Source organism: uncultured Pseudoramibacter sp. (assembly GCF_903789625.1).
GTDB lineage: Bacteria > Bacillota > Clostridia > Eubacteriales > Eubacteriaceae > Pseudoramibacter > Pseudoramibacter fermentans.
The window spans coordinates 222,661-236,435 of record NZ_CAIFFF010000001.1; the positions used below are offsets into that span (position 1 = coordinate 222,661).

General features: G+C 53.9%; 13 protein-coding genes. 10 read left to right on the forward strand and 3 right to left on the reverse strand.

The annotated features are described in order from the left end of the window. Positions 1–2 precede the first annotated feature (2 nt). The 3 genes from QZX60_RS01070 to QZX60_RS01080 all read left to right on the forward strand — a co-directional run bounded on the left by QZX60_RS01070 (position 3) and on the right by QZX60_RS01080 (position 2,910). Positions 3–1,238, forward strand: a complete 1,236-nt coding sequence (locus QZX60_RS01070; protein WP_295360437.1) for an NAD(P)/FAD-dependent oxidoreductase — start codon at positions 3–5, stop codon at positions 1,236–1,238. A gap of 15 nt (positions 1,239–1,253) precedes the next feature. Next, positions 1,254–1,976 carry a glutamate synthase gene (locus tag QZX60_RS01075; protein WP_295360439.1) on the forward strand — a complete coding sequence of 241 codons (723 nt, stop codon included), beginning with the start codon at positions 1,254–1,256 and terminating at the stop codon, positions 1,974–1,976. 130 nt (positions 1,977–2,106) lie between these two features. Then, positions 2,107–2,910, forward strand: coding sequence for a class II glutamine amidotransferase (locus tag QZX60_RS01080; protein ID WP_295360440.1), 804 nt, complete (start codon positions 2,107–2,109; stop codon positions 2,908–2,910). Positions 2,911–2,965: 55 nt separating this feature from the next. Here QZX60_RS01080 and QZX60_RS01085 read toward each other — a convergent pair whose 3' ends face one another. From QZX60_RS01085 to QZX60_RS01095, 3 genes are read right to left on the reverse strand one after another with little or no spacing between them, the layout of a single operon-like run. Then, positions 2,966–3,349 carry a PqqD family protein gene (locus QZX60_RS01085; protein WP_295360442.1) on the reverse strand — a complete coding sequence of 128 codons (384 nt, stop codon included), beginning with the start codon at positions 3,347–3,349 and terminating at the stop codon, positions 2,966–2,968. A 3-nt stretch (positions 3,350–3,352) separates the two neighbouring features. Continuing rightward, a complete protein-coding gene (locus QZX60_RS01090) occupies positions 3,353–5,290 on the reverse strand; it encodes an OPT family oligopeptide transporter (protein WP_295360444.1) in 1,938 nt (645 codons plus the stop codon). 38 nt (positions 5,291–5,328) lie between these two features. Then, a complete protein-coding gene (locus QZX60_RS01095) occupies positions 5,329–6,723 on the reverse strand; it encodes a Sapep family Mn(2+)-dependent dipeptidase (protein WP_295360446.1) in 1,395 nt (464 codons plus the stop codon). Positions 6,724–7,084: 361 nt separating this feature from the next. Here QZX60_RS01095 and QZX60_RS01100 point away from each other — a divergent pair, with 361 nt between their 5' ends. From QZX60_RS01100 to QZX60_RS01130, 7 genes are all read left to right on the forward strand, one after another. Continuing rightward, entirely contained in the window at positions 7,085–7,939 is an 855-nt protein-coding gene (locus QZX60_RS01100) for a substrate-binding domain-containing protein (RefSeq protein ID WP_295360448.1), read from the forward strand. Positions 7,940–8,040: 101 nt separating this feature from the next. After that, entirely contained in the window at positions 8,041–8,871 is an 831-nt protein-coding gene (gene pstC, locus QZX60_RS01105) for a phosphate ABC transporter permease subunit PstC (RefSeq protein ID WP_295360504.1), read from the forward strand. Between the two features lie 56 nt (positions 8,872–8,927). Continuing rightward, positions 8,928–9,728 (forward strand): phosphate ABC transporter permease PstA, encoded by an 801-nt coding sequence (gene pstA, locus QZX60_RS01110; RefSeq protein ID WP_295360506.1) that lies wholly within the window; start codon positions 8,928–8,930, stop codon positions 9,726–9,728. Between the two features lie 21 nt (positions 9,729–9,749). Then, entirely contained in the window at positions 9,750–10,535 is a 786-nt protein-coding gene (pstB, locus tag QZX60_RS01115; protein WP_295360450.1) for a phosphate ABC transporter ATP-binding protein PstB, read from the forward strand. A 1-nt stretch (position 10,536) separates the two neighbouring features. Continuing rightward, on the forward strand, positions 10,537–11,181 hold the full coding sequence (gene phoU / locus QZX60_RS01120) for a phosphate signaling complex protein PhoU (RefSeq protein ID WP_295360452.1): 645 nt from the start codon (positions 10,537–10,539) through the stop codon (positions 11,179–11,181). Positions 11,182–11,199: 18 nt separating this feature from the next. Continuing rightward, positions 11,200–11,910, forward strand: a complete 711-nt coding sequence (locus QZX60_RS01125; protein WP_295360454.1) for a winged helix-turn-helix domain-containing protein — start codon at positions 11,200–11,202, stop codon at positions 11,908–11,910. Positions 11,911–11,928: 18 nt separating this feature from the next. Next, positions 11,929–13,641, forward strand: a complete 1,713-nt coding sequence (locus tag QZX60_RS01130; RefSeq protein WP_295360456.1) for a cell wall metabolism sensor histidine kinase WalK — start codon at positions 11,929–11,931, stop codon at positions 13,639–13,641. The last annotated feature ends 134 nt before the right edge of the window (positions 13,642–13,775 follow it).

Below are 13,775 nucleotides of genomic sequence, written 5' to 3' on the forward strand. Positions count from 1 at the left end.
ACATGAAGACGAAATACTTGATTATCGGGAATTCCGCCGCGGCGATCGGCGGCGTCCAGGGAATCCGCAAGGTCGATAAGCGGAGCAAAATTGTCCTGGTGGCCGACGAACCCTACTCAACCTATTCGAGACCGTTGATTTCCTACTGGCTTGAAGGCCGGGTGGATCGGGAACACATGGTTTACCGCAATCCCGATTTCTACAGACAATACGGCGTCGACACAATGCTCGGCACCAAGGTGACGGTCATCGATCCGACGGCGCACTCGGTGACGACGGACGACGGCAAAACCATCACCTACGAACAGCTTTTGATCGCGACCGGTTCCAATCCCTTTGTGCCGCCGATCGAAGGCAAAGAAAAGGCCAAGAACGCCTTTACCTTTACAACCTTTGACGATGCCCAGGGCGTGAAGAAGGCCCTGAAGCCGGACGCCAAAGTCGTCATCATGGGCGGCGGGCTCATCGGGCTGAAGGCTGCCGAAGCGTTAATCGATCAGGTCGCGAGCCTGACCATCGTCGACCTGGCTGACCGGGTCATGCCGTCGGTGCTCGACGCGGAGGTCGCCCAGGTTATGCAGCAGCATCTGACCGATCTCGGCATGGAACTGCGGCTTGAAACCAGCATCAAGAGCGTTAACAGCATGAGCGTCACGCTGAGCGACGGCGCGAAGCTGCCCTACGACATCTTGATCTTTGCCGTCGGGACCCGCCCGAATCAGGCGCTGGCTGAAGCGGCCGGCATCGCATGCGAACGAGGTATTCTGACCAATACAAGCCAGCTGACATCCGCCGCCGACATTTACGCGGCCGGCGACTGCACCCAGAGCCACGACATCAGCGCCGACGTGAACCGCAACATCGCGATTCTGCCCAACGCGTTCATGCAGGGCGAAACCGCCGGCATCAATATGGCCGGAGGCGAAGCGGTCTTTGACAAGGCCTTCCCGATTAACTCGATGGGCGTCAAGGGCTTTTACATGCTCACAGCGGGCAGTACCGAAGGCCAGCCCCAGATTGTCAAGACGCCGGACGGCATCCGCAAGTTTTATATTGCGGGGGATACCCTCAAGGGCTACATGATTTTAGGCGAATGCCAGCGCGCGGGGATTTACACCGACTTGATTCGACAGCAGACCAGACTGTCGACAGTTGATTGGGACAGCCTCGCTAAAGCGCCGAAGCTCGCGGCCTTTGATGTGTCCGTGAGAAAAGCGGATTTGGCTCAGGCACACTGATAAGCGAGGTTAACGATGATCATAGATGCAACGAACAAATACTACAAACAGCTGAATGAGGAAATCAAGCACACCCAGGCCCACGACGTCACGGTGAAGAACGTGCTCGGGCAGCGCTATATCGGCACCGGCGTCAAGGACAAAAAGATGACGGTGTACGGCACGCCGGGCAACGCGATGGGCGCGTACCTCGACAACATCGACATCGAAGTCTTTGGCAACGCCCAGGACGCGGTTGGCGACACGATGAACGATGGCCACATCGTCATTCACGGTAAAGCCGGCGACACGCTGGGCTACGCGATGCGCGGCGGCAGTATTTACGTCAAAGGTGATGCGGGCTATCGCGTCGGCATTCACATGAAGGCCTACAAGGATAAACAGCCGGTCATTGTCGTCGGCGGGTGCGTCGGCTCCTTCCTCGGCGAATACCAGGCTGGTGGGACCATTTTGGTGCTGGGCATCGGCAGCCAGGACAGCTCGCCGATCGGCAATTACTGCGGCACAGGGATGCACGGCGGCAACATGTACATCAGAAGCGCAGTGAAGCCGGAATTCTTGCCGCCCCAGGTCTCCATCGAGCTCTGCAACTCCAAGGACATGGCGGCCATTCAGCCGCTGATTGACCAGTTCTGCGAATATTTCGACATCAAGGAAGATATCCTGCGGGATAAGCCCTATTACCATATCTTCCCGAATGCGGACAATCCGTACAAGAGCCTGTACACGTCCTATTGATGGGGCGGTGATTTATAATCCCGGAATTTCCGGGATTTTTTTAATAAAAGGCTTTTCCCACGGCGCAGTTCGGTTATAATAGAAAACAATACCAAAGCAATAAGTAATTTTGAGAAAGGAGTGATGGGGCATGTGCGAATTGTTTGCATTTTCTTCCAAAAAGCCCAAAGATTTAACCGATGCATTGACCCGTTTTTACGCCAGAAGCGTCGACCAGCCCAACGGCTGGGGTCTGGCTGAATACGACGACGAGGGCCGGATGTGTATGCACAAGGGTCCTGAACGTGCGGTCGATTCGATCGTCCTGCCCCGTTTAATCGGTGAGGGCATTCCGCGCAAGCGCGTCCTCGGACATATCCGTCTGGCCACCGTCGGCAGCATCAATGTCAACAACTGCCACCCCTTTGTGGCCTACGACGGCACCGGCCGGGAATGGACGCTGATTCACAACGGCACGGTCTTTAACAGCGCGGCGTTAATCCGCTACTACAAGCAGCAGGAAGGGGAAACGGACTCTGAACGGCTGCTGCTCTATTTAATGGATTTGATCGACGAAAAGACGCGCCGGGTTGGTCATCCGCTGAACAAGGACGAACGCTTCGATGTGATTCAAAGCATGCTCGCCTCGATGGCGGACCGCAACAAGCTGAACCTTTTTCTCTACGACGGGGAACAGTTTTACGTCCACGCCAACAACGCGCCGGCGATGCTGTACTACCTCGAGGACACGACCCCCGGCGACGAAGCCCTTTTATTCGCGACCAATCCTTATCTCGAAGGGGATTGGAAGGAAGTGCCGAAGACCCGGCTTTTGGCCTTTAACGACGGGAAATTTACCCGGGAAGGGGTCAATCATCACATCATGTTCCACAGCGATTATTACCGGATCATGCTGGAACCGACCCATCCGGAAATGGATTTTTCGTTTCTTTAATTTTTATATTCATCATCAAAAAACAGGCTGATAGTTCAATCTATCAGCCTGTTTTTTAGTCTGCGGGTTTCATAAAGCGCATGAATTCGTAGCTTTCGACGATTTCAAAAAACTTCAGCAGCCGGTCGTACAGAGGCTCGGCCTTTTTCCCGAACCGGGCGCGGACTTTCTTGGCGATGGTCTTGATGTTCGTCTTGCCGTCGCACAAGGGCCATATGAAGCTGCCCATTTCGTCGAGGTGAATCTGCGAATATTTCGGCTTGTGGGCAATTTTCTGAAAAATGCGGTTCATCACCCCTTTGTTTTCGACAAAGAGGGTGACTTTGCCGTCGTCAGCCATTTCTGTTTTCACAATTTTTTCTGTGACCACCGGGATGTAAACTTTGTAGGTACGAATGATTTCATCCCGGCTGAGCTTTTGTTTTGGTCGTTTTTTCAATTTTTATTCTGCCCTTTCAGGCGCTGCATCTTTTTTGCCCTTGGTGAACTTCACGGTCAGCGCGATCATGGCTGCGAAGAAGATCAGGGAACCGGCAAAGCCGGCCGCCGGACTTAAGTTCAGAACCCCGGACAAATCGATCTTGTCGGCAACGCCGAGAACCGCGAGCACGGCCAGGAGGATGCCCACGATGCCTTCCCCAGCGATCATGCCAGAGCAGTACAGGATGCCGCGGTTGATGGTGGTTTTCTTGTCTTCTTCATCCTTGTATTTTTTGCGGTCGAAGAAGAGGCGCACCAGTCCGCCGACCATGATGCACGCGTTGAGCTGCACCGGCAGGTACATCCCGATAGCGAAAGGCAGCACCGGAATGCCGAGAATTTCGACGACAACCGCAAAGGCCGCGCCGGAGATCACGAGACCCCAAGGCAGTTGGCCGCCCATGACCCCTTCGATGATCATTTTCATGAGCACGGCCTGCGGCGCCGCGAGTTCTTTGGTGCCGAAGCCCCAGGCCGCGTTTAGCAGATAGAGGACGCCGCCGATGGCGATGGCCGAGACGATGACACCGATGATTTCGCCGATCTGCTGTTTCTTCGGCGTAGCGCCGACGAGATAGCCGGTCTTCAAATCCTGAGAAGTATCTCCAGCGATGGCCGCGATGACGCAGATGACGGTGCCGATGGCGATGGCCGCCTTCATGCCCGCTGCGCCGGTGGTGCCGGTCGCTTTTAAGATAATGGTTGAAAACAACAGGGTCGCGATGGCCATCCCGGAAACCGGGTTGTTGGACGAGCCGACGATCCCGACCATGCGGGAAGAGACGGCGGCGAAGAAGAAGCCGAAGACGACGATGAGGACCGCGCCGCCGATGCTCACGGGAATCTGGGGCAGCACCGCGGTCAGGACGATGAGGATGATGATCCAGGTGATAACCGTCTTCATGCTCAGGTTCTGGTTGGTCCGCAGCATGCTGGAACCCTGACCCTGAGCGAGGTCTTTCATCGAATCTCTGAAGGTGGTGACGATCATCGGCAGGGCTTTAATCAGGGAGATGACCCCGCCGGCAGCCAGGGCGCCGGCGCCGATGTAGCGGACGTAGGAGCTCCAGATCTGGCTGACGCCCCCTGCGGCAAACATCTTTGCGATAGTGGTCGTGCCCGGATACATGACGGTCTTGCCGCCGAACAGGACGATCAAGGGAATGATGAACATCCAGGAAATGACGCCGCCGCAGAACATGTAGGAAGAAATCTTCGGTCCGCAGATATAGCCCACGGAGAAGACCGCCGGATAAATCTGTGTGCCGATCTGGCCGGCGTAGCCGCCGATCCCCTTGCTTGGGGTGTTCATTTCGCTCGGAACGAGTTTCAGACCGTCAATTAAGAATTTAAATCCTGAGGCAATGCCGAGACCGGCAAAAACAGTCGAAGCGGCGCTGCCGCCTTTTTCACCGGCGAGGAGCACTTCTGCGCAGGCTGTGCCTTCAGGATAAGGGAGCACCCCGTGTTCCTTGACGATGAGGGCGTTGCGCAGGGGCACCATGAAGAAGACCCCGAGGAGCCCGCCGATCATGCAGATGATCATGATTTCGATGAGGCCCGGTTTGCCCATAACCCCTTCCTTGGCCCACAAAAACATCGCCGGCAGGGTGAAGATCGCCCCTGCAGCTAAGGATTCCCCGGCAGACCCGACAGTCTGGACGATGTTGTTTTCCAGAATAGAATCGCGGTGCAGCACCATGCGGATGATCCCCATGGAAATGACCGCCGCCGGAATAGAGGCGGAAACCGTCATCCCGACACGCAGGCCCAAGTAGGCGTTGGCTGCGCCAAAGACGACGGCCAGGACAGCCCCCATGACCACTGAAAACACCGTCATTTCCGGCACGATTTTTTCCGCCGGAATGTACGGTTTAAAACCAGAATTGTTCTCGTTCATTTGATAAAATTATCCCTTCTATAAAAATCATAAAATCTTTAGGCGCACAAACGGACAATCGCATCGGCGTAAATTTTCGCTGCGGTGAGCAGATTGTCCAGATCGAAGAATTCGTCTGCGCCGTGCATGCGGGTATCGACGCCGTCGAAAACTGCGCCGAAGGCCACGCCGTTTTTCAGTTCATGGATGTAGGTGCCGCCGCCGATGGCGATGCATTCGCCTTTTTTGCCGGTGACCGCTTCGTAAGAGGCCAGAAGCTTCTGCACAAAGTCAGAATCCTTTGGCACAACGTGGGGCGGAATCATCCCCGGAGTCGACCAGTCGAAGCCGGCGTCCTGAACAGTCTTTGCTGCGACAGCTTCGCAGTTTTCTTTGGTCGCCATGACGGGCGTGCGGGCGTCAAAGGTGAATTCCGCGTGGGTCGGGTCGACGTGATACAGGTCGAGGGTGCACGTCAGGTCGTGAGAGTCTTCATCCGCCATCTTGATGCCGATGCCGGAGCCGTCGGTGACCCCGTAGGGGAAGAGCTTCGGAATCTGGCTCACGGTCTTCTGCATTTCGGAAGGATAGAGCGGCAGCTTTGAAATCAAAATCATCGCGGCCAGGCCGGCGTTGCGGCCGTCTTCCGGCGTCGAGGCGTGGGCGGAGTGGCCGATGATGGTGAGTTCGTCATCGCCGGTCTTTTCAATTTTCACTTCGCACTGGGCGGCAACATCGTCGAGAATGTTTTGATTGGCATCGATATCCAGGCCTTCAAAGCGAATCACCGCTTTCTGGGGGACGGCGTTAAAGGCGATCCCGGCGTCGAGGCTCAAAACCCGGGGCAGGGTTTTGTCTTCAGCACAGTCTTTGGAGAGGATGCCCTTGAACTGTCCCTTTTCGATGTTGATGATCGGGAAGTTGGCATCCGGAGAGAAGGTCATTTCTGCTTCAGGTTCCGTCGCGTAGTAATGGGCGATGTCGTGGGAGCCGGTTTCTTCGTTGGCGCCCATGATGAAGCGCACCCCTTTCTTGAGCTTTACGCCGTTTTCTTTGAGGGCGCGCATCGCGTACAAAGCGGCGACAAGGGGCCCCTTGTCATCACTGACGCCGCGGCCGTAGAGGCGGCCGTCTTTTTCGATGACGTTAAAGGGGTCGGTGACCGTCCAGCCTTCGCCGGCGGGCACGACGTCGGTGTGGCACAAAATGTCGAGGGTTCTCGGCAGATCTTGGTCATAATCGGCAGTGCCGACGTAATTGTCGTAGTTGGTGACGGCGAAGCCGTAATCCTTAGCCAGTTCCAGGGCCTTGTTCAGGCTTTGGTAAGGGCCGTCGCCAAAGGGTTTGCCGTCTTCGGGCTCGCCCTCAACAGAATTGATGGCACACAGCGCCTTGATGTCGGCGATCATATCCGGCAGATGGGCATCGAGCCACGCATTGACTGTTTCGTTCATAGTTCGATCTATTCCTTTCTGTATTCAATTCAATACAAATTAATAAAACTTAATAGTACTATTTTAGCATTATTTAAGCTTTTATGAAAAAATATTTTAAAAAATAAAGTCAGTGACTAAAAGATCTGTATTTGAAGCAGAAGCGCGATACATTGTGCAAGGATAAAATATCAAATAGAAAAATTCAGCTCGCAGTCGCATTTTTACGTTAGAAATAGTTAAATCTATTCATTTTACACTTTACATTCACTTTACATTACTCACCTTTCAGATTTTACAAAGCCTTTGTAAAATGAAAATCGAAGTTTGGAAAGACAACTAACCAAACAAGATTTTGATTTTTATACGAAGGAGTTTAAAAATGAAAAAGAAGATTCTAATGGTCTTAGCTGCTTTCGTTGCTGCGGTCACCTTTGCAGGCTGCGGTTCATCCGGTGGCGGTACGATTAATGTCGTTTCCCGTGAAGATGGTTCCGGAACTCGTGGCGCTTTCATCGAATTGACGGGTGTTCAAGCGGAAAAGGACGGTCAAAAAGTCGACAAGACGACAGACAAAGCGACCATCTCCAACTCGACAGAAGTGGTCATGTCGACGGTTAAAGGCGACACCAACGCGATCGGCTACGTGTCATTGGGCTCTTTAAGCAAAGATGTCAAAGCAGTTAAAGTCGAAGGCGTCGCGCCGTCGGTCAAGACTGTTACCGACGGCAGCTACAAAATCAGCCGCCCGTTCAACATTATGACAAAGGGCGAAGCTTCCGGCGTGGCTCAAGACTTCATTAACTACATCATGTCCAAAGAAGGTCAAAACGTCATCGAAAAGAACGGTTACGTCAAAGTGGCGGCCGACGCAGCTGCGTATAACGGCAGCAAACCATCTGGCAAAATCACTGTCGGCGGTTCTTCATCCGTGACACCAGTTATGGAAAAACTGAAAGAAGCTTACGAAAAGGTCAACCCGAACGCAACGATCGAAGTTCAGGAATCGGATTCGACCACAGGGGTTTCCAATGCAGCAAAAGGCACACTGGACATCGGGATGGCTTCAAGAGAACTCCAAGGTTCTGAAACGAGCGAAGGCCTGAAGGTCACGAGAATCGCTAAAGACGGGATCGCCATCATCGTCAACAAGGACAACAAGGTTGACAACCTGACACTTAAACAGATCAAGAACATCTACACTGGCAAGACCACTTCCTGGTCAGACGTCAAATAAGACTTAATCAAAACACACACAATTTAATCACAATCTTTAAACTGAAAGGAGACTTCGTCTTGAACAAATCGAAGCATCCGGGTCAGGCAAAAGAAAAAGCAATGCAGGCCGTTTTTGCGGCCTGCGCTTGCATTGCAATCATCGCCGTTTTCCTCATCTGTATTTTCTTGTTTGCCAATGGTCTTCCGGGAATGGCGAAGATCGGATTCGGAAAATTCTTAACTGGGACGATTTGGCGTCCGGCCAACAATTTGTACGGCATCCTGCCGATGATCGTCGCCAGTATCGAAGTGACCATCGGCGCCCTCGTGATCGGGATCGTCATCGGCGTGCTCACCGCGATTTTCCTCGCGTTTTTCTGCCCGGAACCGCTGTATAAGGTGCTCAAACCCGGGATTAACCTCTTAGCGGGTATTCCGTCTGTCGTCTACGGCTTTTTCGGTTTGCAAGTCATCGTGCCGATGATTCGCAACTCTGCCGGCGGCGCGGGACTGTCCATGCTGGCGGCCTGCATTATTCTCGGGATTATGATTCTGCCGACGATTATCACGATGAGTGAAACGGCGCTGCGCGCAGTGCCGGAGAGCTATTACGAAGGCTCTCTCGGACTTGGCGCCACCCACGAACGTTCGGTGTTCAGAGTGGTCGTGCCGGCGGCGAAATCTGGGATTTTCGCCGGGATTATCCTTGGCGTCGGCCGAGCTATTGGGGAAACGATGGCCGTGATCATGATCGCGGGCAACCAAGCAGTGATGCCCCACAGCCTCTTCGCCGGCGTGCGCACCATGACAGCCAATATCGTGCTCGAAATGGGCTATGCGACCGACCTGCATCGTCAGGCGCTGATTGCGACGGCTGTCGTGCTGTTCGTCTTCATCCTGATTATCAACATTTGCTTCTCGATCGTGAAAAACAAAGGAGATAAGCAGTGAAGGATCACACAAAAAATTCAACAGAAAAACTTCACGGCAGAGGCGAGGCCGCGGCACTGAAGGCAATCGTCTGGATTGCCGGCATCGCGACAATGGCGATTTTGATCTTTCTCGTTCTCTACATTTTGATCAACGGGCTGCCGCACATCAAGCCGAGCCTGTTCTCGATTCATTACAACAGTCAGAACGTCTCGCTGTTCCCGGCGATGATCAACACGCTGACGATGGTCGGCCTGTCCCTTTTGTTCGCAGGCCCGATCGGCATTTTCTCAGCCGTTTATCTGGCTGAATACGCCAAACGGGGCAGCAAATTCGTTGCCTTCATCCGTTTGACGTCAGAAACCTTGACTGGGATTCCGTCAATCATCTTCGGGATTTTCGGGATGCTGATGTTCGTCGACGCCCTGCACATGGGCTACTCCTTGCTCGCCGGTGCACTGACGCTGGCGCTGATGATCCTGCCGGTCATCATGCGGGCCACAGAAGAAGCGCTGCACGCTGTGCCAGACAGCTACCGCGAAGGCAGCTTTGGCCTCGGTGCCGGCAAGCTGCGCACGATTTTCAAAGTCGTCCTGCCGTCGGCAGCACCTGGGATTCTCGCCGGGGTTATCCTCGGAATCGGGCGTGTCGTCGGTGAAACCGCGGCATTGATTTACACTGCAGGGACAGTGGCGCAGATCCCGAAGAACATCATGGGCTCTGGCCGTACGCTGGCCGTGCACATGTACAGTCTGTGGACAGAAGGGATGAACGTCGACCAGTCCTACGCGACGGCTGTCATCCTGCTTGTCGTCGTCATTATCCTGAATTTCATTTCTGATGCGATTGCAAAATGCGTCAACAAAGTGAACGAATAAACGAGGAGTATTTGGACTTAAATGGAAAACTACAAAGTTAAAAAGCCAGCTTCGACGAAAATCAAGATGGCTTCTAAGGATATGAATGTCTATTACGGCGATTTCCACGCTTTAAAGGACATCACTTTAAATTTCCCGGAACACGAGATCACGGCGCTGATCGGACCCTCCGGGTGCGGCAAATCGACGTTTTTGAAATCCCTTAACCGGATGAACGACCTCGTTGAAGGCTGCAAAATCACCGGGTCAATCACATTGGACGGCACTGAAATCTACAAGGACATCGATGTCAACATTCTGCGCAAGCGCGTCGGCATGGTGTTCCAGCATCCGAATCCGTTTCCGATGAGCATTTACGACAACATCGCCTACGGCCCGAGAACCCACGGGATCAAAAACAAGGCACAGCTCGACGACATCGTCGAAGATTCACTGAAAAAGGCGGCGATTTGGGACGAACTCAAGGACCGTCTGAAGAAGAACGCCCTCGGTCTTTCCGGCGGCCAGCAGCAGCGTCTGTGTATCGCCAGAGCCCTCGCCGTTGAACCGGAAGTCCTGCTGATGGACGAAGCGACCTCGGCCCTTGACCCGATCTCGACCGGCAAAATCGAAGACCTGGCCCTGGATCTCAAGGAAAAATACACGATCATCATCGTGACCCACAGTATGCAGCAGGCGACCCGTATCTCGGACAAGACCGCTTTCTTTTTGCTCGGCGATATGGTAGAATTTGGTGACACAGAACAGATTTTCTCGAATCCAAAGGATGAAAGAACAGAGCGATACGTAACCGGGAGGTTCGGATAATATGCGAAATCGATTTGATAAAGAACTGGTACGGCTGAACGACAGCATGATCGAAATGGGCAGCCTCTGTGAAGCGGCCATCGACAAGGCACTGAAGGCGCTGGCCGACAACGACACGGACCTCGCTAAGGAAGCGATGGCGGATGACGCGAACATCGACGAAATGGAACGGGATATCGAACAGCAGTGCTACGTGATGCTCCTGTCCCAGCAGCCGGTCGCGAAAGATCTGCGCAACGTCTCGGCCGCGCTGAAGATGATCACCGACATGGAACGCATCGGCGACCAGGCGACGGATATCGCGGAAATCGCCGTGACGGCGGATTTAACCGCAGAGTTTCATAATTTAGAGCTCGACACGATGGCGAAAGTGGCCAGCAAAATGGTCAACGCGGCGGTCGACGCCTACGTACAGAAGGATTTGGACACGGTTCACAGCGTCTACAAGCAGGACGACATCGTCGATCAGCTGTTTGACAAGATTTCCGCTCACATCATTCACCGCATTGAACACAAAGAAATCGAAGGGGCTAAGGCCGTCGAAGTGCTGATGATTGCCAAATACTTGGAACGCATTGGCGACCACGCTGTCAACATCGGCGAATGGGTCGAATTCTCGATTACAGGCAACCATCCTAAAAATTAAGATAGAACAAGGCAGAACATGAAGATTTTTTGTGTGGAAGATGACAATAGTATCCGTGAACTGGTCGTGTACACACTCAACCATTCAGGATATGAGGCTCAGGGCTTTGAAAGCGCTGAGCCTTTTTGGCAAGCGATGGCCGATCCCGATACGTCGGGCCCGGATTTGATTCTCCTCGATATTATGCTGCCTGGACAGGACGGCTTTTCAATATTGAAACAGCTCAAGGCCCAGACGCAGACGGCGGATCTGCCGGTGATCATGCTGACGGCCAAGGGCGAGGAGGTCGACAAAGTCATGGGTCTCGACGCCGGGGCCGACGATTACGTCGCGAAGCCCTTCGGCATGATGGAGCTGCTCGCGCGCATCAAGGCCGTGGCCAGACGCGCGGGCGTCGACCACAAGGCAGACGACGGCGACGAAGCGCTCGTCGACGGCCCGATTGTCATCCATCCCAAAGCGCACACGGTTCAGGTCAACGGCCAGTACATCCAGCTCACTTTAAAAGAATACGACCTGCTCTCGGTGCTGATGAGCCATGCGGGCAACGTAATGACGCGGGACGCGCTCTTAGCCGATATCTGGGGCTACGACTTTGACGGCGAAACCCGCACCGTCGACGTGCACGTCCGGACGCTGCGCCAGAAGCTGGGAAGCGCCCGCAAGCTGATTGAGACCGTTCGCGGCGTGGGCTACCGCATGCGGAAGGAAGCCAATTTCCAAAAATAAATCGAAAGAAAAACCAAGATGAAAAATGATAAAAAATTGACCAGCCGGCTGTTCCGAACCATTGCGTGGACAGCCATTTTGATTTTAGCGGCCACGCTGGCGATTCTGATCCCGACCTTGTCCCACAGCTTTACGACGTCCAGACGGGATTATTTGAACGAAACGACGGGCATCGTGCGCCAGGCCATGAACGAAAATCCGACGAAGCAGATGGATTATCTGAAGAAAGCGGGCAAAACTTCGAAATTCAGAATCACCTGGATCGCCAAAAGCGGTAAGGTGCTTTACGATAACGAAGCCGACGTGTCGACAATGGGAAACCACAAGAACCGTCCGGAAGTGCAGGCGGCGATGAAGTCCGGGAAGGGCACATCCTCGAGGTTCTCTAAAACCCTTTCGGAATCGACGGATTACTGCGCGATGCGCCTGAAGGACGGCAGCGTGATCCGGCTGGCCCAGACGCGGCTGTCGACCTTTGGGGTCTTCGGCCGTTCGATGTCGATTATCGCCTTTTTGATCTTCGCGGTGATCGTCGTCGCCTTTCTTTTGACCGGCCGGCAGACCAAGGCCATCGTCGACCCGATCATCAATTTAAATTTAGAGGACCCGATGGACAACGACACCTACGATGAGCTTTCACCCCTTCTGCAGCGCCTCAACCTTCAGCGCACCCACATCGAGCAGCAGTTTGAGATGCTCAAAAAGCAGCAGAACGAATTGGAAGCGATCACGTCCTCAATGCGCGACGGCCTGGTCATCATCAGCCATACAGGAAAGGTGCTGAGCGTCAACGACGCGGCGCGCCAGTTCTTCAGACTCTACCAGGATCCAGGCAGCATCACCTATCTCCACCTGGATCACAACATCGATTTCCTCAAGCTGATTCAAAATGCGATGGCAGGTCAGTCTTCGGAAATGAACTGCAAGCGGGACGGCCGCTACTATCAGCTGATCGCCGGTCCCGGCGAAACCGATGGCGGCATCTACGGCGCGGTGCTCTTCATCATCGACGAAACGGACCGCCAGTCAGCTGAACGGCTGCGCCGGGAATTTACCGCCAACGTGTCCCACGAGCTGAAGACGCCGCTGACGTCGATTTTGGGCTACGCGGAAATCATCGGCAACGGCATCGCCGACCAAAATGACATTCCCGAACTCTCTAACAAAATCATCAAGGAATCGCGGCGGCTGCTCAAGCTGATTTCGGATATTCTCAGGCTCTCTCAGCTCGACGAAATGGCGACGGACGAAAAGACGGAATCCGTGGATCTCGTCGGCGTCTCGAAGCAGGTCGTTCACGATTTGAGCGCGAAGGCGAAGAAAAACAACGTGACCCTTTCGGTCGAAGGGGAAGCAGCGCCGATTCAAGGGATGGCGACGACGCTGTACGAAATGATCTACAACCTCGTGGACAATGCGGTCGCCTACAATCGCAAGGATGGCAGCGTCAAAGTGAAAATATCAGAGGACACGTCGGAAACGCGGGTGGCAGTGTCCGACACCGGCATCGGCATCGCGCTGGAGGACCAGCCGCGGATTTACGAGCGGTTTTTCCGGGCTGACCCGAGCCACAGCAAGGCCACCGGCGGCACCGGGCTGGGCCTCTCCATTGTCAAGCACGGCGCGATGATGCATCATGCGACGATCGATTTGGATTCCGAGCTGGGCAAGGGCTCAACGTTCACGATTCGATTCCCCAAAATGCCAGACACAGGCAATACAGGTGCCTAAACATCAAACATAACGGCGTCATTTGGCGCACAAAAATAGAACAGTCGACAGGCTGTTCTATTTTTTATTAAAATTTTTATCAAAAATGTAAAAAGGAGTTGACAACACGCTTGTATGCCTTTATTATTGTATTA